The following is a 23,525-nucleotide window of genomic DNA, read 5'->3' on the forward strand; positions in this document are numbered from 1 at the left end:
TACGCATTTTTTAATCCAAGAAATTCAGGTTTTTTATGGCTGCGCTTGCCTGACCGATGTTGACATCGTTTGCTATAGGTCTGCGTTCAGATATGGAATTATTTGCGGGGGCTTCGGCAAAGGACAGGTCTTTCACCAATAATTTTCCTTGTTTTCTGATACCTATACCTAACTCAAGTTTTTGCGCATTGGCGCTCACTGGTGTCTGAACCTTCACCGTTTCCCAAGCGTCCCCTTTAGCTCCGCTAGAGGATGTGATGCGAACACCACCTTTGTCATCAGTCGTTCTGATCCAGAGTTCGTAGCGCCCCAGCTCACCAGTGTGTCGGGCGGATGCTGTTAAAACCATGATTTTTCCACGATATGCACCGGCATCGACCACTTGCGTGATGGCGGCAAAATCATCATCCGTGCTTATCTCTTTTGCAGCAATAAAGAAAGCTGGTTGCTCTTTGCTCCCTTGCGACTCATCAAGTCCACTTTCATAATGAGTAGCAATTGCGCCGCTACCTGTCCAGCCTTTTGGTATGCCGTTCTTGACTGCACCTGCGTAAGAAAAATTAACGGCAAAGGCAACCAGTGGTGCTGCGATCAGGATTTTCCAGTGTTTCATATCTGTTCCAGTATTTTTAGTATTCGTTAGATCAGGGGGATCGTGTATGAGACCCGGTAATTTTATTCCGTAAAGTTCAGGTTGCGTGCCGGATAAGCTGGCAGGCCAGAACGATAGGTAGGCAACTCAACGGCTTTGGGGGTAGCCACATAGGGCTTGCGCTCCAGCTTGATGTCCCTGATCCATATCTTGCCTTTGGATGCCAGGGAAAAACCGATGTCAAAGTGTTTTTGACCGGGCTCTGCATCTTTGGGGAAGTAGCTGCTCAGGGTAATTCTCTCCCAGCCTTTGCCATCAGGTATGCTGCGTGAATACTCCATCAGTTGGGACCGCCCGACTTTTTCACCTGCCATGAGGGCCTGGTTTTTCAGGTGGCGCAGCCATACTCTGTTTTTCTCTGCCCCTACGGCCTTGGCCATCATGCTAAACTCGATCACGCTGCCTTCCCACTCACTTGCATCCACTTGCTGCATGAGGCTAACGGTTTCATTGGTTGGGGTATCTTTGCTGGCGATAAGCAGTGCGGGGTGTTCCGGCGTGCTTTCTGCCGGGTCTATGCCCATCTCATATTTGTCACCCAAAGGCCCCCATAATTGCCAGCCACTCGGGGCACCTGACTTGACGCCATCAGCAAACGAAGTATTCATCGCAAGTGCAATCAGACTGGCTGCGGCCAGAACTTTCCAGTGTTTCATCATCTTTACTCCATGTGGGTTGTTGATGATGTGCAATATACGGATGAACAAGTTTGGTTTCCTTCGCTTTGCGATTACTGCCCCGTCACCGCCGATAAATGGCGGGAAATTTCTGATGAATGGAGCTGTTAAAAAATAGTTTTATGCATGGCTGCCAGAATGACACAAGTGAATTGACCATGGCAAAGTAAATAGCGATACTGCCGGTTTTAGCTTGATTTTTTTCGCGCATACCATCTGCGTGAAGTTTTTGCTGATCTGCCTCTTTAATTGAAGGAAAGTTGTAGTGCGAGCCTTCTATCAACTCGATTATGACGCACTCCCCCGTGACGTCAAAAAGCAACTGGCCAGGTCGGTCAGAAGCCCGGACTATCTGGTGCATGCTGACACCACGTCGAATCGGTCCTGGTACCTGCGGCATGCGGCCTTGATGGCGGTATGTTTTTTCTTCATTTATGTGGCTGCAGCGTCCAGCTTTGGCGACCCCATCAATGATCAGGCCTGGGATAATACCGGCCTGATCGTCTGGTATGCCATCCTGTTTTTCGGGGTGGTCTATGCGGGCAATGAAATATGGCAGCGCATGCAGTTGAGTGCCAAATTTCGTTTTGTCCCTGGTTGCTATCTGTTCCCGCTGGCACTGCTTGATATCCGTAGCAATAAAATTGCGGTACATGATCTGGCACAGTTGCGCAAACTGGATGCCACCCATTTTGAATCGAATGGCCGTTATCAAAAAACGGTTTTTTCCTTCAATTTCAATGATGGTACACGCAAGGACCTGATCATCAATAACCAGAACCTGGCTGAAGCCACGCTGGGAAAATTCAATATCTATAAAACCAAGGCCAAGGATGCATTTCATAACCGCGATCTGGCAAGCCTGTATGGCTTTGACCCTTTGCTGGATGTGCGCAGGCACAAGTGGCGGGAAGCACTGGCTACTGCTGGCCTGGGCAAGCGCTTGCTCAATCTGTTGAGTCAATTCAAAGTACCGCTAATGGTGCTGGCTATCTTCATTGCAGCCTTGTTCTGGTACGGCAGGAATACGGCAGCTGACAAGAAAATGTACCTGAATGCCAAGCACATGCAGACGGAGGCGGCCTATCTGGGTTATCTGGCGCACGGCAAATTCAAGATTACTGAAATGCAGGCAGAATTGCCGCGCGTGGTATTCAATGAAGTACAGAAAAAAAATTCTGTCACCATGCTGCGCCAGTTGAAGCTGCGCTTCCCGCAATCAGATATCTTGCCCGACGTGGCAGAAGAAATTCATGTGCTGTATGAAAACTCCATGCAAAAATTCCGGCAACAGGCAGTTAATTCAGACGCTGCCTTGATCAGGTCCATGGAAAATTTGCTGAAATTTGCCGAGGAGCATGACAACCCGAATGTCGCGATCAGCTTTACTCGCCCGACGGAAAGTGAGCTGGGTCAGCTCGATGCAATCCTGAAACTCAAGGAAAATAAATTGCGCGGCATGCGTATCATACCAGCGGCGAAATACTTTGCAGACAATAGCGCAGCCGTCAGGGAAACACGGATTATCGTCGGGATACGTAGTGCGTTCAGCTCCATATTCCCGAATGACGTGCTGTCATTCAATGCCAATCCTGCCGCCCCTGACAATGCGCCCAGGTTGCAGATCACTTATCAGATAGAACCTTCTGGCAAGGTGTTTGTGTCTGACAAACAAGACGATGCCTTTGTTGGCATGGTCATGCGCTTCAAGTCCGCGCTCATCGTACCTGATACCAGAGACCGCTGGAAATTCGACCTGGAAGTGGAGCCACCAGATTCATTCAATGTCGAGTACCAGACATCCAGCCGCACACCGGTACAGCACGCACCTGAGGGCCAGGTCTATGCGGTAATGGCAGAGCGGGCCTTCGATAAACTGGCAAACAAGATCAATGCCGCATTCTTCAGGCCAGATAGTACGGCATACATGAAGCAAAATGGGCGATGAATTGCAGTACGGGCAGGCATTGCGCCCCGCCCATACTGCAGGATCAATACCGTTTCAGCATTGCATAAAAATTAATGCAGCTTGATACGCGGATTACGTACCCTGTCTATGGTCTCTGCCCAGGTCGACAGCCAGGTATGGAACAAACCATTGACTGCCACCTGGTGATGTTTGTGCAAGGACCAGTACATCCATTTTGCCAGCGTGCCTTCAATAAAGACTGAGCCGCTGGCAATTGCGCCCATGAGGCTCCCTACCGTGCTGTAGTTACCCAGCGATACCAGCGAGCCATGGTCCTTGTAAGTGAATTCCAGCAAGGACTTGCCCTGTAACTGGCGCACCAGTGACTTTGCCAGCATGCTGGCTTGCTGATGGGCAGACTGGGCGCGCGGCGGCACATTAGGCAAACCCTCGCCTTGGGGGCAGGCACAGCAATCACCGAGGGCAAAAATGGCCGGGTCACGTGTGGTTTGCAGCATGCGGTTAACCACCAGTTGGTTAATGCGGTTGCATTCCAGTCCATCGAGGTCTTTCAAAAACTCAGGGGCCTTGATACCGGCTGCCCATACGACGATGCCGCTAGGGATGAATTTACCGCTGGCCATTTGCACGCCCGCCTTGGAGACTTCCACCACTTTTTCATTGGTATGCACTTCGATGGCGATGCTGCGCAATTCACGGGCGACAGATTCTGACAGCCGCTCAGGCAACATTTGCAGCAACCGTGGCGAGGCATCGACAATAACTATCTTTAAATCTTTTTCAGGATGGAAGTTGACCAGTCCATAGCTGGACAGGATTTTAGTGGTCATGTGCAGTTCAGCCGCCAGTTCTACCCCGGTAGCACCACCACCTATGATAGTGACGGTAAAGCGCCCTTCACCAGCAACCTGGTCCTGTGTCTGCGCACGCAGGCAGCAATTGATGAGTTTTTGATGGAAGCGTTCAGCCGCCGCCAGAGAATCCAGCATGATGCTGTTCTCACGCGCACCGGGTGTACCAAAATCATTGGTCTGGCTGCCCAGGGCGATGACCAGACTGTCATAGGGTATGGCCTGGCGTGGCAACAACTCTATGCCATTCTCATCCAGCGTAGGGGCGAGATAGATTTCTTTTTTGTCACGTGAGAGACCATCCATACGCCCCAAACGGAAATCAAAATGATTTGATCTGGCCAGGGCAAAATATTCGCGCTCGTCAGCATGGCTGTCGAGGGTGCCTGCAGCCACCTGATGCAATAAAGGTTTCCACAAATGGGTGCGGCTGGCATCGACCAGCGTAATGACGGCTTTGCCGCGTTTACCTAATTTCTTACCCAAGCGAACCGCCAGTTCCAGCCCGCCTGCACCACCGCCAACGATGGTAATTCTATGTACTGCCTCCTTGTTTTGCGTGTTCACGACGACTCCCTGTATATTAAAAATGTATTCCCTTGGTGCCGGTCAAGCAAATGCCGGGGCCACGGGAATGCACTTTTGTCAGGAGTCAGTATGACAAATGGCAGATAGAGTATACACACATGCCGTCAGCTCGTGGTCGATATCCCGCCTACTACAGTAATTTAGAAATGCAAGTCTAAAAGACTGACAATTTATCCAGATTTATACTATCGCCAGCGCATGTCATATAGATAAAAATATTCCTTACGAGTAGTAACGAATTTGCCGAATATTTAGGCAGGATTCAGGTAGAATAGCGCTTCTTCGAATTTCCCCCTTCCCTGATCGTGCAAATCGGCTCTTACGTGCTGCGTAATAATATTTTTGTTGCTCCCATGGCTGGCGTGACTGACAGACCTTTCCGTCAGTTGTGCAAGGAACTGGGTGCGGGTTATGCCGTGTCTGAAATGGCGGCCTCCAATCCCAAACTCTGGGAAACAGAAAAATCCACGCGCCGTACCAACCATGAAGGTGAAATGGAGCCCAAGGCCGTGCAGATTGCCGGTGCAGACCCACAGATGCTGGCCGAATGTGCCAAACATAATGTTGATAAAGGTGCGCAAATCATCGATATCAACATGGGCTGCCCGGTTAAAAAGGTCTGTAATGCCTGGTGCGGCTCTGCCTTGTTGCAGCATGAAAGCCTGGTTGGTCAGATACTGGATGCCGTGGTTGGTGCAGTCGATGTGCCGGTGACACTGAAGTTCCGTACCGGCTGGGACAGGGCCAATAAAAATGCCCTGAGCATTGCCCGCATGGCAGAGGCGGCTGGCATACAGATGCTGACCCTGCATGGGCGCACCCGTGCCGATGGCTATAAGGGTGATGCCGAATATGACACCATTGCCGCCGTCAAGGCCGCAGTCAATATCCCCGTAGTTGCCAATGGCGACATCACAACACCGGAAAAAGCCAAATATGTCTTAGAGGCCACCGGTGCTGACGCCATCATGATAGGCCGGGCGGCGCAAGGCCGACCGTGGATCTTTCGCGAGATCGCCCATTTCCTCAATACCGGCGAGCATTTACCTGCTCCACTGATTTCTGAAGTTCGTGAACTCATGGATAACCATTTGAAAGCGCATTATGCGTTTTATGGTGACTACCTTGGCGTACGAACGGCACGCAAACATATAGGCTGGTATGTGCAAGACCTGGTAGGTGGTGAAGATTTCCGGCAACAAATGAACTTACTGACGGATTGTGATGAACAACTTGCCGCCGTCAGCAGTTTTTTTGATCACATGGCTGGGGAGCGGTTACAATACCGCCCCTTTGAAGAAAAACTGGCAGCATAAGACGAAGCACTTTTACAAAAAATAAATTGTCTTGCCGTCCATGAAGCATGGACTACCCGCCGCCTGGCTTAACCGAACAGTGATAAAAACAGCATGAGCAAAGATAGCATTCAAGACGCCGTCCACAAAAACCTGGAAAAATATTTCCGTGACCTGGGCGAGCAACCTGCCTCCAATATTTACGACATGGTCGTGTTAGCCGTTGAAAAACCGATGTTAGAAATGGTCATGACGCGCGCATCGAGCAACCAGTCACAAGCCGCCGATATGTTAGGCATTAACCGGAATACTTTGCGCAAGAAATTGCAGCAGCACGGTTTGCTTTAATCCATACTCGAGGCTTGACACCGATTTCCTTACTCACATCAAAAATCATGATCAAACAAGCCCTCATTTCCGTCTCCGACAAGACCGGTGTGCTCGAATTTGCACGTGAATTGTCTGCGCTCGGTGTCAAGCTCTTGTCCACGGGTGGCACGGCCAAACTGCTGGCTGACAATGGCCTGCCTGTTACCGAAGTGGCTGACTACACTGGCTTCCCTGAGATGCTCGATGGCCGTGTCAAGACCTTGCACCCTAAAGTGCATGGCGGTATTTTGGCACGCCGTGATTTCCCTGAACACGTGGCAGCACTGGAGCAGCATGGCATTCCTACCATCGATATGGTGGTGGTCAACCTGTACCCGTTCCAGCAAACTGTCGCCAAGGGTGAATGCTCACTCGAAGATGCGATAGAAAATATCGACATCGGTGGCCCGACCATGTTGCGCTCTTCTGCCAAGAACCACAAGGACGTGACTGTCATTGTCGATCCGTCTGATTATGCCGTTGTACTGGCAGAGATGAAGGCAAATCAAAACGTCGTCAGCTATGACACCAAGTTCACGCTGGCGAAAAAAGTATTTGCCCATACGGCACAATACGATGGTGCCATCACCAATTACCTGACCAGCCTGGGTGAAGACAAGGCGCACACCACACGCAGCGCTTATCCGCAAACCCTGAACCTGCATTTTGAAAAAGTACAGGAAATGCGTTACGGTGAAAACCCGCATCAGTCTGCCGCTTTCTATCGCGACCTGAAGTCTCTCGAAGGCTCGCTGGCCAACTACAAGCAATTGCAAGGCAAGGAACTGTCTTACAACAATATCGCCGATGCCGATGCCGCATGGGAATGCGTAAAGTCTTTCGCTGAATCTGCCTGCGTCATCGTCAAGCATGCCAATCCTTGCGGTGTGGCTTTGGGCGCGACACCATTTGAAGCCTATAGCAAGGCTTTGCAGACTGACCCGACTTCTGCATTTGGCGGCATCATCGCCTTCAACCGCGAACTTGATGGCAAGGCTGCTGAAATCGTCGCCAAGCAATTCGTTGAAGTGCTGATCGCACCATCGTTCACTGCCGAAGCGAAACAGATTTTTGCAGCAAAACAAAACGTACGTCTGCTGGAAATTTCTCTGGGTGATGGCTTCAATCAATATGATATGAAACGTGTTGGCGGAGGCTTGCTGGTACAGGCACCGGATGCCAAAAACGTCTTGCAGGAAGAACTGCGCGTCGTCTCGAAATTGCAGCCTACACCACAGCAAATGGCTGACATGATGTTCGCCTGGCGCGTGGCCAAGTATGTCAAATCAAATGCAATTGTTTTCTGCGGCAATGGCATGACACTGGGTGTAGGCGCTGGTCAGATGAGCCGCATAGACTCGGCCCGCATCGCTTCCATCAAGGCACAGAATGCTGGTTTGACTTTGACTGGTTCTGCCGTCGCGTCTGACGCCTTCTTCCCCTTCCGTGATGGTCTGGATGTGGTAGTAGATGCTGGTGCAACTTGCGTGATCCACCCGGGTGGTTCCATGCGTGACCAGGAAGTGATTGATGCTGCGGATGAACGTGGTGTGGTCATGGTTTATACCGGTACGCGTCATTTCCGTCATTGATATGATATTGATAAAGTATTGATCAATTAGTGATTCTGTTTAAAACGGCTCTGTTCACCCAGAGCCGTTTTTTATTCTGCATTCTCACCTTTATGGCTTACGTCTATATCCTGGCCAGTGCTCGAAATGGCACTTTATATGTCGGTGTTGCCAACGATTTGATAGCTCGTGTTTATCAGCATAAGAACGATTTCGTTGACAGCTTTACCTCCCGACATAAGGTTAATCAACTGGTCTGGTTTGAACAGGTCGATTCGATTCTTTCTGCCATTCAGCGCGAAAAAGCAGATCAAGGCATGGAAGCGGGAATGGAAGATCAGGTTGATTGAAGAGAGCAATCCTTATTGGCGGGATTTGTATTTGGATATTGTTTGACTCTGACAGAAACGTGATTCGTTAAATCCCCCGCACTTAATTGACGTCGCTCCTGCGCAGGCAGGAGCCTAGTGGCGTTGGTTGTTCACGAATACCATTCGCCAATACTTTCAACGCCAACATGCAAGAAATATCTTCGTGAGCAATTAGCACCTCGGCGTACTACGAACGCCACTGGTGCGCCAGCCAGGTAGATTCCTGCCTACGCAGGAATGACGAATTTGAGAATACGGGCTTATTCGACAGTACCGCATTACGACGATACAAACCGGGCTAGGTATCGCCCACATAATACAAAAAAAATTAACGTCGCTCCAGCGCAGGTTGGAGCCTGGTGACGTTCGTTGCTCACGAATACCATTCGCAAGTAACAACAAATCGGCATATGACACATATCAATCACAACAAACAATAAGCAAAAGTAATCACCCACTCACATAAGCACAAATAAAAATCCACACTGATACGCTATACTCTCCAGCAAGACCCGCTCAGCAACACCAGCTCACCGATATCCACAAAGAATCCATGAAAATCCTAGGCATAGACCCCGGCTTGCGCACCACCGGTTTTGGCGTGATCTATAAACAAGGTAGCAAGCTGACATATATTGCCTCAGGCACCATCAAAACCGTCGATGGAACTTTGCCAGAACGCTTGAAGACAATCTTGTCAGGCGTATCAGAAATAGTACGCACTTACCAGCCAGATTGTGCAGCGATAGAAAAAGTGTTTGTGAACGTCAATCCGCAATCCACCCTGTTGCTGGGGCAAGCGAGGGGTGCGGCAATCTGCGCGCTGGTAGCTGCCGACCTGGCGGTGTCAGAATACACAGCGCTACAGGTCAAGCAAGGCGTAGTTGGCCATGGCCGCGCCAAGAAGGAACAGGTACAGGACATGGTGCAACGTCTGCTGGCCTTGTCGGGCCTGCCCGGCAGTGATGCGGCAGATGCGCTGGGCGTCGCTATCTGCCACGCACATAGTGGCGATACGCTGGCGACCCTGGGCGCGATTGCACCGGGATTGGCCAAGAAGGGCTTACGTGTCAAGGGCGGGCGTCTGGTCGGCTAGCTTCTGGCGGAACCCGCTACATTGCAGTATCGCAATATCCATATAATTTCCCCGCATTTACCTCGTCAAACGCCCAAGAATCGTTTACTATCACTGTTTATTCATACAGTATGAAAGCAGTCTCATGATAGGTCGCATTGCAGGCACTCTGATAGAAAAGAATCCTCCGCAATTGCTGGTCGATTGCCAGGGCGTAGGCTATGAAGTCGATGTGCCCATGAGCACTTTCTATAACCTGCCGCATCTGGGTGAAAAAGTGGTCTTGCTGACGCATCTGGCAATACGCGAAGATGCCCATGTGCTGTTTGGTTTTGGCACGGCTGAAGAGCGCACGACGTTCAAGCAATTGATCAAGATCAGCGGCGTCGGTGCCCGCACTGCGCTCTCTATTTTGTCCGGCATGTCAGTAGCCGATCTGGCGCAGGCGATTACGCTGCAGGAAGCCGGACGTCTGACCCGCGTGCCCGGCATAGGCAAGAAAACTGCTGAAAGATTATTGCTCGAACTAAAGGGCAAACTCGGTGCAGACCTGGGCAATGCCACTGCGGCACTGGCTGCGGGTGATCATAGCGCCGACATCCTGAATGCCTTGCAGGCCCTTGGTTATTCTGACAAGGAAGCCTTGCTGGCGATGAAATCCGTGCCTGCTGGCAGTGGCGTGTCAGATGGCATCAAGCTGGCATTGAAAGCATTGTCCAAAGGCTAAGCGATGACAATACAGACCGACAATCTTTCATCCAACTTCAGCGAGCCACGCATTATCTCGGCCACGCCCAGTTCTCCCAATGAGGAGGCGATAGAGCGCGCCCTGCGTCCCAAGCAGCTTGATGAATATGTGGGACAGGAAAAGATACGCGGCCAGCTGGAAATTTTTATCACGGCGGCAAGACAGCGCAGCGAAGCACTGGATCACACCTTGCTGTTTGGCCCGCCAGGCCTGGGGAAAACAACGCTGGCACACATCATTGCGCGTGAGATGGGTGTTAATCTGCGCCAGACTTCTGGCCCGGTGCTGGAACGCGCTGGTGACCTGGCTGCCCTGCTGACTAACCTGGAAGCCAATGACGTACTCTTCATTGACGAGATACATCGCTTGTCACCGGTCGTTGAAGAGATTTTGTACCCGGCGCTGGAAGACTACCAGATTGACATCATGATAGGCGAAGGCCCGGCAGCCCGCTCGGTCAAGCTGGATTTGCAGCCTTTCACCCTGGTCGGCGCTACTACCCGCGCCGGTATGCTGACCAACCCGCTGCGCGATCGCTTCGGCATCGTTGCCAGACTGGAATTTTATACGCCTGAAGAATTGACCAAGATCGTCACCCGCTCCGCATCACTGCTGGGCGCACCGATACAGGCCGACGGTGCACGAGAAATCGCCAAGCGGGCACGTGGCACACCGCGTATTGCCAACCGCCTGTTGCGGCGTGTGCGTGACTATGCCGAGGTCAAGGGCAATGGTGAAATTACCAAAGGCATGGCCGACGCGGCATTGAAAATGCTGGATGTTGATGCAGTTGGCTTTGACCTCATGGACAGAAAACTGCTGGAAGCCATACTCTTCAAATTTGGCGGTGGCCCGGTAGGACTGGACAATGTTGCCGCCGCCATAGGCGAAGAACGCGACACCATAGAAGATGTACTGGAACCCTATCTGATACAGCAGGGTTTTTTGCAACGCACGCCCAGAGGCAGGATAGCAACGCCGTCCGCGTATGAGCATTTTGGCGTGACCATGCCCAGATCGGGCAATAACGGAGACTTGTGGGGCGGCACCTGATACTCCAGCCCTCCATGGTTTGTGCTCAATCTTACCAAATTTGATGCCATGTCCTTACTAGCCGAACAACATGCCTACACCTTCCTGGAAGCGCGGGCACGCACCCAGCATGTCAGCCCCCTGAGCTGGCAATTTGAACTCAGCATAGATGATGCCTATGACATCGCAAGGGCATCTGACACCATACGCGCCGCCGAAGGCGAGGTGCGCATAGGCCGTAAACTAGGTTTTACCAACCGCAAGCTGTGGACCAAGTACGGCGAAAAAGCCGCCATACGCGAACCTATCTGGAGCAGCCTGTTTGACAGCACAGTGCGCTATGTAGAAGACAACCATGCTTATCAAAGCCTGACTGGTGCCTTGCAGCCACGTATAGAGCCAGAAGTGGTATTCAAGCTCGGCAGGACACCTGCTGCCGATGCCTGCATAGAAGAACTGGCAGATTGCCTGGAATGGATGGCACATGGCATAGAGATCGTCGTCAGCCCCTACCCCGACTGGAAGTTTGAGGCTGCCGATGCGATAGCTGCACTTGGCCTGCACGGCACCCTGCTGATCGGTGAACCACGAATCTTGTCGAGCGCCAGCCGTCAGCATCTGGCTGAGCTGCTGGCCAATGCCAGCGTCTCGCTGTCATGCGATGGCACACTGCTGAGCGCGGGTTATGGCAGTAATGTATTGGACAGCCCCTTGCATGCGATCTGGCACCTGCATGGCCTGCTGCAGAAGCAACCGCAATTCCCAGCTTTGCAGGCAGGTGAAATCATCACCACCGGCACCTGGACTGATGCTTACCCGGTGCAGGCCGGGCAAACCTGGGGGACCGCTTTCTCTGGTATCCCATTACCGGGCTTGAGTGTCAGTTTTGCTTAAAACAGCCAAACATCAGATATTATGGCGGCAATCTCTGTGAAACACTGATTGTCTGAATGAAAAAGGCTGACATGCATCGCATGTCAGCCTTTTTCTTTTTTGCAGAAGCGCATAAACTTTACTGGCAATTCAGCCTGGCAGCCGCTGCCAGCATTGTTTGAAACACTTCACAAAGCAAACGCGAAAAGAGAAAGCACTCACCGTGAGTGCCTTCTCAATCTTGCCAGGCTCTTTTTAAAACTGACCTAAGTCAGCATTAAATTAGAACTTGTGACGGATACCAACGTTAACCAGACGTACATCAGCGCCGTTAGGTACTGGGTGGAAAGTTGCTGAAGAATCAGCGCTACCCAGATTGATGTTTGCGTCGTTGCTTGCGCGGGAGATCGAAGTGTACAGGTTAGTACGCTTGGACAGGGAGTATGTGTAACCCAGAGCCAATTGTGTACCGTTAGCAGCTTTCAACAAGCTGTTTTGGTTAGTGGAACGGATGTAGCTGGCGATGATATTGCCAGAACCAACTGGTACTGTCGCACCCAGCAACCATACGCGACGATCCAGAGCAGCTGCGCCTACGCCATCATCTTTGATAGAGGAGAAAGCAGCGTGTGCTGTAACTACGTCAAAGTTGTATGTACCAGCCAGCAAGTAGCTCTTGGTTGCATTAGTACCAGTAGCATTTTGCGCATTGCTGTATGCCAGTTCAGCAAACAGAGGACCAGCAGTGTAAGCACCGGAGAAACCGATGTAACGGCCAGCTGTTGTGTTACCAGCAACTTCACCGAAACCATAAGCCAGAGTACCTACGAAACCGCCCAGGTTAGTTGTGTTATAGACAGCGGAGTTGTTGATACGAACGCCACCGTGGTCGAAGTAAGCTGCAGCGCCCAGACCGGATGTGCCGCTACCTGCTGTACCGCTAGTGATACCAGTGCTGAATGGATCGAAGCTGTCGATAGCAACGAATGCTGGTGTGTATTGACGGCCGAAGTTAATACCACCGAAGTCACCAGACAAACCTACGAAAGCTTGACGACCGAATGCACGGCCACCTTGAGCGGAGCTACCTGTATCAGCATTGATACCCATTTCCAATTGGAAATTTGCTTTCAGACCGCCACCCAGGTCTTCAGAACCTTTGAAGCCCAGACGGGAACCGGATTGAATACCACTATCCAGACCCAGTGTGGAGCCAGCAGGATCGCCAGTGTTTTGATGTTGCAAAGCCATATCAACTACACCGTAGATAGTGACGGAAGATTGAGCTTGCGCTGTACCAGCAACAGCAGCCAAAACTGACAGAGCGATGAGTGATTTTTTCATTGATATTTCTCCAAAGGATTTCACATTGATATTGAACTACATTAAGCACAGTTCGCGCAAAACAGAGCCAAAACATTGATTGCACGAAGAGCGCAAATACTTAAGAACCGACAAGACAGCTAAAAAGAAGTTAACGTATTTGACCAAAAATGGTGTCAGGCAGCCAAGCTAAATCGGCTTTTGGAGGGAATATGGGGGTGTTTTGTCTCGAATAAGCAACAAAAATTGCCTTTAAAACAATAATTTCAATGCAATTTAATTAACATCGATAATGCCGGACAAGCGCTGAAAAATTACATTATTACCAATAAAAATGAAACAAAAACAAAATTGCAAAGGTCGCCCAGGGCGACCTTTGCAAGTAAAACCGTCTATCTACAATCAGAATGCGTGCAATACGCCTACTGCTGTACGTGTTGCAGAACTATTGCCTGCACCAATGATGCCCAATGCCAGGGAAACATCCTGAGCATTTACAGAACCGGCTTTTGCATATGTCAGGGAAGCGTAGGCAGTTGTACGTTTGCTGAAGGCATATTTACCCAGCAAGATGTATTGATCAGCTTTACCGTCGATATCGCCAGAGCGTTTGGTGTTGTAATAAGCAGTAGTCAGTGTAGTCTGATCAGACAAACTGAAATCTGCACCCAGACCTATGACAGCAATCTTGCGGCCATTTGCATTTGGCAATGCATCAATCTTGATATTGCCTTCTACTTTGTTGCTGGAGTAAGTACCGCGCAACATCACAGATGGAGTGATTTTGAACTTGGCACCGCCAGCCCAGCCAGCCAGATAAGCTGCACCCGTGTTGTCTTTGAGTTTAGCGTAAGACAGCGCAGCACCATTGGTGCCATCGGTAAAGAAGCCAGACAGGCCAGCATAGTTGCTTGCCGTGTTGTCACCAGCTTTTTCACCAAAACCGTACATCAACGCGCCACCAAAACCAGACATGATAGGGGACACATATTTGATGGAATTATTTTGACGCAGTGCTGTACCGCCCTGGTTAGTACCGAAACCACCAAAGAAAGAACCGGCATTCAGCGCGCTGAACATCACGTTAGGGTTGGAACCTGCATGTGCCAGGCTGATAGGATCAGCCAGACCAACGGAATCCACACCCAGAATATTGTTACGGCCCAGTGTCACAGAACCGAAATCACCAGACAGACCTACCCAGGACAGACGGTCGAACAGGGATGTATTGTTACCTGCCTGATTAAATACGTTACCACCAAAACCGGCACCTGCAGTACCTGTGTCATTGGCCAGTGTACCTTCGAGATTGAAGTTCGCTTTCAAACCGCCACCCAGGTCCTCAGAACCTTTGATACCCCAACGGGAGGTCAGTAATTGACCAGCATCCATGGAGAATTTGGAGCCACCAGTTGGTGTCTGATTGGTAGTGGCAACTACGGCTGCGTCGATAATACCGTAGATAACGATAGAAGATTGTGCTGAAGCGGTTGCTGCAAATGCGCTCAAGACTGCGAATGCCAGTATCGATTTTTTCATTGAAAGCGTCTCCAAAATTATTAATTTATGCGGCCACACCTGAAAAGCTTTGGCCATTATTTTACGAATTTAGTCTTGCCAAGACTTCGAAACCTGCTGATTAAGAAGCTAGATTCCATTGAAACAAATTAAAGGAATTAGGGCAAAGAGAATTTGCGAACGATCGTTTTTAAGCAAATTTTATGTGGCGTTATCGCAACAAGCATCTACTTTCTTATTATTAGAAGCTTAAGTTTTCTGTAGGTTTCCAGACTTGGTCTGATGGCGCGTATGCTTAATCCTTCCTACAATAGACACTATCTGGCCTGGTATGGCTCATCGCTCCATCATTACATGCTTAAAAACAATATGAATCTTCCAACAACATCTCCCAGGGTCAGCCTGGATCAAATAATCAGCAAATTTGACCGCGCCCTGCGTGTGGTCAGCGGCCAGGCCATGTCCAGGCGCACCTACCCTGGTCATGATTTGCCCGATGGTAATTTGTCAGAACAGGAGAAATCCCATAGCGCAGGTTTGATGCGTGTTAATCATGTCGGTGAAATTTGCGCCCAGGCCCTGTACGACTCTCAGGGCGCGAATGCGCATACGGAAGATATACGCCAGCAGTTCGAGCATTCCGGCATAGAAGAAGAAGATCACCTGGCCTGGACGGCAAAAAGGTTGCATGAACTGAATTCACATACCAGCTTCCTGAATCCGCTGTGGTATGCCGGGGCCTATGCCTGTGGCACATTGGCCGCCAGGTTTGGTGATGCCGTCAGTCTGGGATTTGTTGTTGAAACAGAAAAACAGGTAGAGGCACACCTGGCCAGCCACCTCAAGAAATTACCGGCAGAAGACCAGCGCTCACGCGCCGTGGTAGAACAGATGCGCGTTGATGAAATTGCCCACGGTGCAGCGGCGCAAGCTTTGGGTGCCAGCACCCTGCCTGCTCCCGTGCAGGCGGGTATGAAGTTCATGGCCAAGGTCATGACGACGACGGCTTATTATGTTTAAGCTTGAGCGTTTGAATTAGAACCTGTTTAGAAAAGTAAGACGCAGAGCATAAGCTATGATTTGCGTCTTACTAATCATTTCATTCTAAATTTTTTCTAATTTTGCAATAGTTAAGTCTAACTGCTTCATTCCAAATTTACCGAAATTAATGTGTGCACTCGGACTGGCACCGCCACTCCCGCCTTCAATCTTCACTATCACACCTTCGCCAAATTTTCCGTGAGCCACATTCTGGCCTATGCGCCAACCCATAGTTTCATTACTCTTCTTAAAAGTCTGGGAAATACGGTTAGCAGCATCATCCGGCGCTTCATCCCAGGCAGATTTTTCATTACCGAACCAGGTCGGCTGTACACGCGGCGTCAACCACTTCAATGATTCTTCCGGCAACTCATCAAGGAAGCGGGAACGCATGTTGTAACGGGTCTGGCCATGCAGCATGCGGGTTTGTGAGAAACTCAAGTACAGGCGCTTGCGCGCACGTGTAATCGCCACATACATGAGGCGGCGTTCTTCTTCTACACCACTGTCTTCCTGCGCACTGTTTTCATGCGGGAACAAGCCTTCTTCGAGACCGGTAATAAATACCGCATCAAACTCCAGGCCCTTGGCGGAATGCACCGTCATCAACTGCATGGCATCTTGCCCGGCCTGCGCCTGGTTGTCACCCGCTTCGAGAGAAGCATGCGACAGGAAAGCAGACAGCGGCGACATCACTGTTGGCAAGGCCGCGTCGGCATCGATGATCTGATCACCATTCTCGCTCTGCAGCAAAACAGCAGCACTGCTGGCTGGCCCGGCAAAGGCTGGCGCTTCTTTATTGAAACCCTCTTCCGACACAAACAGGGTGGCAGCGCTGACGAGCTGCTCCAGGTTTTCTATGCGGTCTGCGCCTTCTTTTTCAGTCTGGTAATGCGTCAGCAGACTGCTGACTTCCAGCACGATCTTGACCATCTCGGGCAAAGGCAGGTTCTGGGTTTCAAAACGCGCACCTTCGATCAATTTGACAAAACTCGCCAGAGAAGAACCAGCCTTGCCAGCCACATAAGGTACTGCAGCATACATGGAGATATTTTGCTGCCTGGCGACATCCTGCAATTGCTCCAGTGAGCGTGCACCTATGCCACGGGTAGGGAAGTTCACTACACGCAAAAAAGCAGAATCATTATGCGGGTTGTCCATCAATTGCAGATAGGCGATCGCATGCTTGATCTCGGCACGCTCGAAAAAGCGCTGGCCACCATATACGCGGTAAGGGATATTCGCCGTGAACAGCGCATGTTCTATGACACGTGACTGCGCGTTCGAACGATAAAGTATCGCGATCTCGCTGCGTAATGAACCCTCACGTATCAGGCTCTTGGCTTCTTCTATGATCCAGTTGGCCTCTTGTATATCGCTACTGGATTCCATGATGCGCACTGGCTCACCGTGACCTGCATCCGTACGCAAATTCTTGCCCAGGCGTTTGCTATTGTGTTCTATGAGCACATTGGCACTGTCGAGGATATGTCCATGGGAGCGGTAATTTTGCTCCAGCTTGATCAGGTTCTGTACCTGGAATTCACGCTCAAAGGCGGACATATTACCGACATTGGCACCACGGAAGGCATAGATACTCTGGTCGTCATCACCGACGGCAAACACCGCACCACCTTTTTTACCACCCTCGCCTGCCATCAGCTTCAGCCACTTGTATTGCAGGTCATTGGTATCCTGGAACTCATCGACGAGGATGTGGCGGAACCTGTCCTGGTAATGCTCGCGCAGCGGCTGGTTACGGCTCAGCAATTCATAGGTGCGCAACAAAAGCTCAGCAAAATCAACCACACCTTCGCGCTGGCATTGCGTGTCATACAGATCATACAAGCCAACCAGCTTGCGGTTGAAGTCATCATAGGCATCGACTTGCGCTGCACGCAAACCCTGGTCCTTGGCACCGTTGATGAAATACATCAAGGTCTTGGGCGGGAACTTTTCATCATCGATATTATTGGCCTTCAGCAAACGCTTGATGAAGGATAACTGGTCGCCAGAATCAAGTATCTGGAAAGTCGATGGTAAACCGGCATCGCGGTGATGGGCGCGCAAGAGGCGGTTACACAGGCCATGGAAAGTGCCTATCCACATGCCGCGTGTATTAATCGGCAACATGGCAGACAAACGCGTCAGCATCTCCTTGGCGGCCTTGTTGGTAAAGGTCACGGCCAGTATGCCGCCGGGCGACACCTGGCCAGTCTGTATCAGCCATGCGATGCGGGTAGTCAGCACACGTGTCTTGCCAGAACCGGCACCAGCCAAAATCAGGGCAGACTGCGCCGGCAAGGTCACGGCAGCAAGTTGTTCGGGATTTAAGTTGTGGAGTAAATTTTGCATAGGCAGATTATACGGGACTATGCCAGTCAGCCTGTTTTCCACTCCCTGAGTCAGGCAAAATTTATTGTCGGCAGGCTTGACAGGCCTGGCTGCACGCGCAGATAATCATTTCCATCGCAATAGAAATTTCATCCACATTTCATTATGCAAACTCAAGTCAAAGATCAAGTACACGCGCAAAGCAGCACTGCTTTGTGTATGGTCTTTGCTAAAGCCAAGAAACAGACGCTCATCTGACCGGGGCGTGCTGTCCCGTCAGGTGAGCTGACAGGATGGCAAAAACGGTACTCTTCCCTTTGCGCTGTATGTCAACTCCCTGCGGGTCTTTAACCGGTCCACAGGAGAACAGGCATGTCCAGCAGTAATAATAGCAATAGCAGCAATTTCAGTAACACTCATATTGACTCCAGTCACCACAACAGGCATCGCGATTTTTCTGGCATCTGGGTAGCCCTGATAACGCCATTTTGCAATGGCCCGGAAGCGGCAGTGGATGTCCCCGCACTGCAAGCATTGGCCCGCAAATTGATCAAGGAAGGTGTCACTGGCCTGGTCGTCTGTGGTTCCACCGGCGAGGCAGCCGCCCTCAGTGAGGAAGAACAATTGCAAGTGCTGGATGCAGTGCTGGCCGTGGTATCGCCCAATCAAGTCATCATGGGCTTGAGCGGTAATCACATGGGGCAAGTCTTGCACAGGCTGGCAGCCATAGGGCAAAGACAGCTTGCTGGAGTACTGGTCACGCCACCGTATTACATACGGCCATCACAGGCAGGTATCTTGCACTACTTCCATGAAATTGCCGAGGCGTCTGCTGTGCCGGTAGTGCTGTACAACATTCCTTACCGCACGGGCGTAAATATGGAATTACCCACGCTGCAGCAATTGGCAAAACATCCGAATATCGTCGCCATCAAGGATTGCGGCGGCAATCTGCAAACCACCATGCAACTCATCACCGACGGCAACATACAGGTGCTGACCGGAGAAGACCATCAATTGTTTGCTACCCTTTGCCTCGGCGGTGCTGGTGGCATACTGGCGTCCGCCCATTTGCGGCCTGATCTTTTCATGCGCATGCAAGCATTGATCTCTACAGGTGAGCTGGCACAGGCCAGGCGTATTTTTTATCGGCTGCTACCGGTCATGCTGGCCCTGTTTGAAGAACCCAATCCGGCTCCGCTGAAGGCGGCACTGGCAGCATCAGGTCTGATAAAAGCAAATCTGCGCCCTCCTATGTTGGGGGCAAGTGCAAAGACCAAAGACAAACTCTTGCGCGAGATCGCACAACTTGATCTGCTTCAATAGCAGATTGCCTTGTCGGCGCAAGCAAAGCATAATGCCGAGCAATAACTACTTACAACATGATGATGCGACGACTTAATTCTTTGTTTGCCGTTTGCGCTGGCATGGCAGCAGCCCTGACTATCCACAGCGAGCCAGCCTCTGCCATGACCATGCTCAGGTCAAATGACAACTTGATTTTATATGGCAAGGTAGTGCCTGAAGATGCACAGCGATTTCGCCGCAATCTGTCTGGCGGTGAAGTGCATACTGTTGTGTTGACCGAAAGCCCGGGTGGCGACCTGGGTGCTGCTTATGCCATTGCCAAGCTGATCAAGGACAAAAAAATCAATACCGCAGTACAGGGTAATTGCTTCTCTTCTTGCGCTGTTATGTTCATGGCTGGCACTGAGCGGCGCATGCTGGCCAATAAGAATCTGGCACGAACCCGATTGGGCTTTCATGGGCCACACAATAAGTTAACTCTCGAAGTCAGTACAGAAGGCATACCCAAATTGCGCGAATGGCTACTAAACGCGACAGATGGTAAATTTCCGGAAGCTTTGCTGGATCAGGCCATGTATATCAACAATGCCGGTGACATGATGTACTTCTACTACCCGGGTGCAAACAAAAATAACAATATCCGTTTTTGCAAAGCAGGCACGATCGCTTATCCAAAACTGTGCGAAACCGTAACAGGCCACGATGTCGTCAGCGTCGGCATCTTAACGACGGCAGAATTATTAAAGGTTGAGGAGCTGGACCAACAAGCCGCTGGCGGCAAGGAAAACCCTGTGGCTACTGAAAACCTCAAGCAATAAAGATCATCAGGATATACCGCGAACCTGTCTCTTACTTCTACCTGATAGAAAAATCTTCAGTTGCGTCGTATTTGCATTCATCAGGTACATTCAGGGACGTAAAATCACCACGCAAGCATCTCCATTGAATTTCGTTCTGCCCTTCATAATGGGGTGAGAGGTAGAAAGCCCGCCCCTTGAAGGGATCAGCATTCATTGTGACTTTAATCATGCCGTTCTTCTGGTTGATTTCTATACTTTTGATATAAGCTGGCAGTTCAGGACCCAAGCCCACCTGTTCTATATTTTCAGGAAAAGTATGATGCTCAACGATGTATTCACCAATTCCTTGTGACACGTCCTTTGCATTTTTCACGGCATGGCTGATGACATTTCTACTTTTAGCTCTATCCTGAGCTTGAGAGTATCCCAAAATGCCGGCCATCAAAAACGTCAGGGCGCACCCGCTGACACCAACCAATGTCCAACTGCGTTGTGCACGATTAAAATGTTCCAGGCTGTCCCATTGAATATTTTGCCATGCCCACAATCTGCCCGTGCGGCCTACTTTCACTGCGGTAAAAAACCCGACGACAGGAATAAAAAGAAGAAAAAAACTCATCCATTTCTTATGATGGAAAGTCCAAAAAAACACACACAAAAATGCTCCCATGACCAGCTATCCACACCATCAGGTGCCGGGTAAAAATCCCCTTTACCCGAAGTATTGTCTTTGCCCACCAGCTGTCTGCTGGAGATCATTTGTGGTTCCGGATTTGCTGGAAAGCTGTTCGCGCTCATGGGGACTAGATAATTGGTCGGCTTGGAAACCGAAGTATATCTGAGGTCCCTGCATCTCTTCGAGCAGTTTTTGAGCCAGCCGACAAATGAAATCCCTCCCGCAGACAAGCTAAGCAAACAAGCTGGCAAATGCCCGTGCCGCCTGTTGCGGCTGCTCTGCCATATACACGCTGCTGATTGCGGCTACCATGTGCGCGCCTTGTGCGAGCAGGGGCTGACAGTTTTCCAAGGTCATGCCACCGATGACGACATTTGGCACATCAAATTCCCTGACCGCATCTCCAACTATGCTGGCGGGTGTGGTTACTGCATATTTTTTGATACGGGAAGGGTAGAAACCGCCAAATGCAATATAACTTGCATCACCCTGAATGGCGCTACGAGCCAGTTCCAGGTCACCATAACAGGACGCACCGAGTATTTTGCCCGCGCCCAGCTTGGCTCTGGCATCGGCTACTGAGATATCCGTACCACCCACATGCAGTCCATCGGCATCAATATCGAGGCAGAGTTGCAGATGGTCATTGATGATGAAGGGCTTGTTAAAGCGGCGGCAGAGTGCCAGCAAGGCCAGTGCCTGTGTACTGCGCAATGCATCGCTGGCAGTCTTGTGGCGGTATTGCACGATATTTGCACCGCCCAGCAGAGCTTGTTCGGTGACTTCAAGCAGCTTTGCCGTATCGTCCCAGTCGGGGGTAACGATGTACAGGCCACTGAGTTGATGCTTGCTCAAATTATTCATGATTTCTTTCTTGTAGTCGGAACTGGCTGACGTGCCGGAATGAGCTGCCCTGCGGCAATCGCATACGCATGTTGCAAACTCTGCTGGGTATAGCTTTGCGCCTGTTGCAACGCCACAGGCAAGCTGGCGCCAATTGCCAGTTGCCCGGCTATCGCCGACGCCAGGGTGCAGCCGCTGCCGTGAAATTCGCCGGGTAAACGTGGCCACAGCCATTCTTGTGCAGTCTGCCATTGCCCATGCTGGAACCAGATATTTTTAACCTGCGCTTCTGTTGCATGCCCACCTTTCAACAAGACATCCGCCTCACAGGTTTGCATGAGGTTTTCTACCTGTGCCTGCATATCCATACAATGTGGTGACAGGCGTTTTAGCTCAGGCAGATTCGGAGTGATCAGGGTTGCGACTTTCAATAAAGGCTCAATCGCCTCTACCGGGTTATCGAGCGACAAACTGTCACCGTGACCGCTGCCCAATACAGTATCAACAATGACTTGCAAATCAGGCTGTTGCAGTTTCATCTTCTGGATAAAACTGGCGATCGCTGTCGCATTCTTTTTATGCGCGACGATGCCCAGCTTGATGACCTTGACTGGTATCTTGGCGACCAGGGTCATCGCTTGCTGCAAGATAATCTGCACATCGACCGCATGCACCGCATAGGCATGGTCATTGTCTTGCACAGTCAATGCGGTAATCACCGGCAGGGCATGCGCACCCTGCGCGGCGATGGCTTCTATGTCGGCCTGTATGCCAGCACCACCGCTTGGGTCATGCCCGGCAAATACCAGCACACAGGGACGCGTAGTTGTCTTCATTCAACGATCATCAAACGAATATCAGACTATGCGGCCAGCCATCGGTGACGATGGTGAGGCGGCAAACTTGCGCGGCATGCGACCTGCCAGGAATGCCTCACGCCCTGCCTCCACCGCAAGACCCATGGCGCGTGCCATGCGTACCGGGTCTTTGGCATCTGCGATGGCGGTATTCATCAACACACCATCACAACCGAGCTCCATGGCTATCGCTGCATCCGATGCCGTACCTACGCCAGCATCGACCAGTACCGGTACTTTGGACTGTTCGATAATCAGCGACAGATTCCAGGGATTCAGGATACCCATGCCTGAACCGATCAATGAAGCCAGCGGCATGATGGCAACGCAGCCTATGTCTTCCAGCATACGCGCCTGTATGGGGTCATCACTGCAATACACCATGACATCGAAACCATCCTGCACCAGAATTTTGGCAGCCTTCAGTGTTTCCGGCATATTCGGGAACAGGGTTTTCTCATCACCCAGTACCTCCAGCTTACAAAGCTTGTGACCACCCAATAATTCACGTCCGAGTTGCAAGGTATACACCGCATCTTCGGCGTTGTAGCAACCGGCTGAATTTGGCAGTATGGTGTATTTGCTTGGTGGTACTACGTCCAGCAAGCTTGGTGCATTCGGGTCTTGTCCTATGTTCACGCGACGTATGGCCACCGTGATGATATCGGCTCCGCTGGCTTCTGTTGCCAGACGGGTTTGTTCGAGGTCCTTGTATTTACCGCTGCCAACCAGCAGGCGGGAGCGGTAGGTTTTTCCGGCTATGCTTAAGCCTTGAGTGTTTTCTGTGTTCATT

The 23,525-nt window shown here is 50.9% G+C and carries 22 protein-coding genes; 12 read left to right on the forward strand and 10 right to left on the reverse strand.

Translation table 11 applies throughout. From position 1 onward, the window contains the following. Window positions 1-10 precede the first annotated feature (10 nt). Complete coding sequence (locus UNDYM_RS23795; protein ID WP_162043335.1) at window positions 11-613, reverse strand: hypothetical protein; 603 nt, start codon at window positions 611-613, stop codon at window positions 11-13. Window positions 614-675: 62 nt separating this feature from the next. Further along, window positions 676-1,308, reverse strand: coding sequence for a hypothetical protein (locus tag UNDYM_RS23800; protein ID WP_162043336.1), 633 nt, complete (start codon window positions 1,306-1,308; stop codon window positions 676-678). 286 nt (window positions 1,309-1,594) lie between these two features. Between UNDYM_RS23800 and UNDYM_RS23805 the strand changes: the two genes are divergently transcribed. After that, window positions 1,595-3,277 carry a hypothetical protein gene (locus UNDYM_RS23805; protein ID WP_162043337.1) on the forward strand — a complete coding sequence of 561 codons (1,683 nt, stop codon included), beginning with the start codon at window positions 1,595-1,597 and terminating at the stop codon, window positions 3,275-3,277. 71 nt (window positions 3,278-3,348) lie between these two features. On the opposite strand, the gene UNDYM_RS23810 is transcribed toward UNDYM_RS23805, so the two are convergent. Further along, window positions 3,349-4,677: an NAD(P)/FAD-dependent oxidoreductase gene (locus tag UNDYM_RS23810; protein WP_162043338.1), complete on the reverse strand. Its 1,329-nt coding sequence runs from the start codon at window positions 4,675-4,677 to the stop codon at window positions 3,349-3,351. 326 nt (window positions 4,678-5,003) lie between these two features. Between UNDYM_RS23810 and dusB the strand changes: the two genes are divergently transcribed. From dusB to UNDYM_RS23850, 8 genes are all read left to right on the forward strand, one after another. Continuing rightward, window positions 5,004-6,014, forward strand: coding sequence for a tRNA dihydrouridine synthase DusB (dusB, locus tag UNDYM_RS23815; protein WP_162043339.1), 1,011 nt, complete (start codon window positions 5,004-5,006; stop codon window positions 6,012-6,014). A gap of 93 nt (window positions 6,015-6,107) precedes the next feature. Continuing rightward, on the forward strand, window positions 6,108-6,341 hold the full coding sequence (locus tag UNDYM_RS23820; protein WP_110258221.1) for a helix-turn-helix domain-containing protein: 234 nt from the start codon (window positions 6,108-6,110) through the stop codon (window positions 6,339-6,341). 47 nt (window positions 6,342-6,388) lie between these two features. Further along, window positions 6,389-7,954 (forward strand): bifunctional phosphoribosylaminoimidazolecarboxamide formyltransferase/IMP cyclohydrolase, encoded by a 1,566-nt coding sequence (gene purH / locus UNDYM_RS23825; protein WP_162043340.1) that lies wholly within the window; start codon window positions 6,389-6,391, stop codon window positions 7,952-7,954. Window positions 7,955-7,983: 29 nt separating this feature from the next. Then, window positions 7,984-8,283, forward strand: a complete 300-nt coding sequence (locus tag UNDYM_RS23830; protein ID WP_232063580.1) for a GIY-YIG nuclease family protein — start codon at window positions 7,984-7,986, stop codon at window positions 8,281-8,283. 574 nt (window positions 8,284-8,857) lie between these two features. Continuing rightward, a complete protein-coding gene (gene ruvC / locus UNDYM_RS23835; protein WP_162043341.1) occupies window positions 8,858-9,400 on the forward strand; it encodes a crossover junction endodeoxyribonuclease RuvC in 543 nt (180 codons plus the stop codon). A gap of 124 nt (window positions 9,401-9,524) precedes the next feature. Beyond that, complete coding sequence (ruvA, locus tag UNDYM_RS23840) at window positions 9,525-10,106, forward strand: Holliday junction branch migration protein RuvA (RefSeq protein ID WP_162043342.1); 582 nt, start codon at window positions 9,525-9,527, stop codon at window positions 10,104-10,106. A gap of 3 nt (window positions 10,107-10,109) precedes the next feature. After that, on the forward strand, window positions 10,110-11,180 hold the full coding sequence (ruvB, locus tag UNDYM_RS23845; RefSeq protein WP_162043343.1) for a Holliday junction branch migration DNA helicase RuvB: 1,071 nt from the start codon (window positions 10,110-10,112) through the stop codon (window positions 11,178-11,180). Between the two features lie 48 nt (window positions 11,181-11,228). After that, window positions 11,229-12,053 (forward strand): 2-keto-4-pentenoate hydratase, encoded by an 825-nt coding sequence (locus tag UNDYM_RS23850; protein ID WP_162043344.1) that lies wholly within the window; start codon window positions 11,229-11,231, stop codon window positions 12,051-12,053. Between the two features lie 261 nt (window positions 12,054-12,314). On the opposite strand, the gene UNDYM_RS23855 is transcribed toward UNDYM_RS23850, so the two are convergent. Together UNDYM_RS23855 and UNDYM_RS23860 are read right to left on the reverse strand one after the other, a co-directional pair. After that, window positions 12,315-13,376, reverse strand: coding sequence for a porin (locus UNDYM_RS23855; RefSeq protein ID WP_162043345.1), 1,062 nt, complete (start codon window positions 13,374-13,376; stop codon window positions 12,315-12,317). A gap of 381 nt (window positions 13,377-13,757) precedes the next feature. After that, entirely contained in the window at window positions 13,758-14,894 is a 1,137-nt protein-coding gene (locus tag UNDYM_RS23860; protein WP_162043346.1) for a porin, read from the reverse strand. A 348-nt stretch (window positions 14,895-15,242) separates the two neighbouring features. Between UNDYM_RS23860 and coq7 the strand changes: the two genes are divergently transcribed. Next, window positions 15,243-15,893 carry a 2-polyprenyl-3-methyl-6-methoxy-1,4-benzoquinone monooxygenase gene (gene coq7 / locus UNDYM_RS23865; protein ID WP_162043347.1) on the forward strand — a complete coding sequence of 217 codons (651 nt, stop codon included), beginning with the start codon at window positions 15,243-15,245 and terminating at the stop codon, window positions 15,891-15,893. An 84-nt stretch (window positions 15,894-15,977) separates the two neighbouring features. Here the strand turns inward: coq7 and UNDYM_RS23870 are convergent, their stop codons facing one another. Then, the gene (locus UNDYM_RS23870; RefSeq protein WP_162043348.1) at window positions 15,978-18,269 is read right to left on the reverse strand and encodes a UvrD-helicase domain-containing protein; all 2,292 of its coding nucleotides are present in this window, start codon (window positions 18,267-18,269) and stop codon (window positions 15,978-15,980) included. Between the two features lie 351 nt (window positions 18,270-18,620). Between UNDYM_RS23870 and dapA the strand changes: the two genes are divergently transcribed. Both dapA and UNDYM_RS23880 read left to right on the forward strand, forming a co-directional pair. Beyond that, window positions 18,621-19,574 carry a 4-hydroxy-tetrahydrodipicolinate synthase gene (dapA, locus tag UNDYM_RS23875; protein ID WP_162043349.1) on the forward strand — a complete coding sequence of 318 codons (954 nt, stop codon included), beginning with the start codon at window positions 18,621-18,623 and terminating at the stop codon, window positions 19,572-19,574. 59 nt (window positions 19,575-19,633) lie between these two features. Next, window positions 19,634-20,374, forward strand: coding sequence for a hypothetical protein (locus UNDYM_RS23880; protein ID WP_162043350.1), 741 nt, complete (start codon window positions 19,634-19,636; stop codon window positions 20,372-20,374). A gap of 37 nt (window positions 20,375-20,411) precedes the next feature. On the opposite strand, the gene UNDYM_RS23885 is transcribed toward UNDYM_RS23880, so the two are convergent. The 4 genes from UNDYM_RS23885 to UNDYM_RS23900 form a co-directional block, all read right to left on the reverse strand. Continuing rightward, the gene (locus UNDYM_RS23885; RefSeq protein ID WP_162043351.1) at window positions 20,412-21,026 is read right to left on the reverse strand and encodes a hypothetical protein; all 615 of its coding nucleotides are present in this window, start codon (window positions 21,024-21,026) and stop codon (window positions 20,412-20,414) included. 237 nt (window positions 21,027-21,263) lie between these two features. Next, entirely contained in the window at window positions 21,264-21,896 is a 633-nt protein-coding gene (gene thiE / locus UNDYM_RS23890) for a thiamine phosphate synthase (RefSeq protein WP_162043352.1), read from the reverse strand. After that, window positions 21,893-22,711: a hydroxymethylpyrimidine/phosphomethylpyrimidine kinase gene (locus UNDYM_RS23895; protein ID WP_162043353.1), complete on the reverse strand. Its 819-nt coding sequence runs from the start codon at window positions 22,709-22,711 to the stop codon at window positions 21,893-21,895. The genes thiE and UNDYM_RS23895 overlap by 4 nt, the downstream gene beginning before the upstream one ends. 21 nt (window positions 22,712-22,732) lie before the next feature. Further along, window positions 22,733-23,524, reverse strand: coding sequence for a thiazole synthase (locus UNDYM_RS23900; protein WP_162043354.1), 792 nt, complete (start codon window positions 23,522-23,524; stop codon window positions 22,733-22,735). Window position 23,525 lies beyond the last annotated feature (1 nt).

It is taken from the genome of Undibacterium sp. YM2, from assembly GCF_009937975.1.
In the GTDB taxonomy this organism is placed as follows: Bacteria; Pseudomonadota; Gammaproteobacteria; order Burkholderiales; family Burkholderiaceae_D; genus Undibacterium.

Excerpts from the sequence above, each read along its gene's own strand:
- UNDYM_RS23795 (WP_162043335.1), bottom strand. The coding sequence starts at position 613 with ATGAAACACTGGAAAATCCTGATCGCAGCACCACTGGTTGCCTTTGCC.
- UNDYM_RS23800 (WP_162043336.1), bottom strand. The coding sequence starts at position 1,308 with ATGAAACACTGGAAAGTTCTGGCCGCAGCCAGTCTGATTGCACTTGCG.
- UNDYM_RS23820 (WP_110258221.1), top strand. The coding sequence starts at position 6,108 with ATGAGCAAAGATAGCATTCAAGACGCCGTCCACAAAAACCTGGAAAAA.
- purH (WP_162043340.1), top strand. The coding sequence starts at position 6,389 with ATGATCAAACAAGCCCTCATTTCCGTCTCCGACAAGACCGGTGTGCTC.
- ruvC (WP_162043341.1), top strand. The coding sequence starts at position 8,858 with ATGAAAATCCTAGGCATAGACCCCGGCTTGCGCACCACCGGTTTTGGC.
- ruvA (WP_162043342.1), top strand. The coding sequence starts at position 9,525 with ATGATAGGTCGCATTGCAGGCACTCTGATAGAAAAGAATCCTCCGCAA.
- ruvB (WP_162043343.1), top strand. The coding sequence starts at position 10,110 with ATGACAATACAGACCGACAATCTTTCATCCAACTTCAGCGAGCCACGC.
- UNDYM_RS23850 (WP_162043344.1), top strand. The coding sequence starts at position 11,229 with ATGTCCTTACTAGCCGAACAACATGCCTACACCTTCCTGGAAGCGCGG.
- UNDYM_RS23855 (WP_162043345.1), bottom strand. The coding sequence starts at position 13,376 with ATGAAAAAATCACTCATCGCTCTGTCAGTTTTGGCTGCTGTTGCTGGT.
- UNDYM_RS23860 (WP_162043346.1), bottom strand. The coding sequence starts at position 14,894 with ATGAAAAAATCGATACTGGCATTCGCAGTCTTGAGCGCATTTGCAGCA.
- coq7 (WP_162043347.1), top strand. The coding sequence starts at position 15,243 with ATGAATCTTCCAACAACATCTCCCAGGGTCAGCCTGGATCAAATAATC.
- UNDYM_RS23870 (WP_162043348.1), bottom strand. The coding sequence starts at position 18,269 with ATGCAAAATTTACTCCACAACTTAAATCCCGAACAACTTGCTGCCGTG.
- dapA (WP_162043349.1), top strand. The coding sequence starts at position 18,621 with ATGTCCAGCAGTAATAATAGCAATAGCAGCAATTTCAGTAACACTCAT.
- UNDYM_RS23880 (WP_162043350.1), top strand. The coding sequence starts at position 19,634 with ATGATGCGACGACTTAATTCTTTGTTTGCCGTTTGCGCTGGCATGGCA.
- UNDYM_RS23885 (WP_162043351.1), bottom strand. The coding sequence starts at position 21,026 with ATGGGAGCATTTTTGTGTGTGTTTTTTTGGACTTTCCATCATAAGAAA.
- thiE (WP_162043352.1), bottom strand. The coding sequence starts at position 21,896 with ATGAATAATTTGAGCAAGCATCAACTCAGTGGCCTGTACATCGTTACC.
- UNDYM_RS23895 (WP_162043353.1), bottom strand. The coding sequence starts at position 22,711 with ATGAAGACAACTACGCGTCCCTGTGTGCTGGTATTTGCCGGGCATGAC.
- UNDYM_RS23900 (WP_162043354.1), bottom strand. The coding sequence starts at position 23,524 with ATGAACACAGAAAACACTCAAGGCTTAAGCATAGCCGGAAAAACCTAC.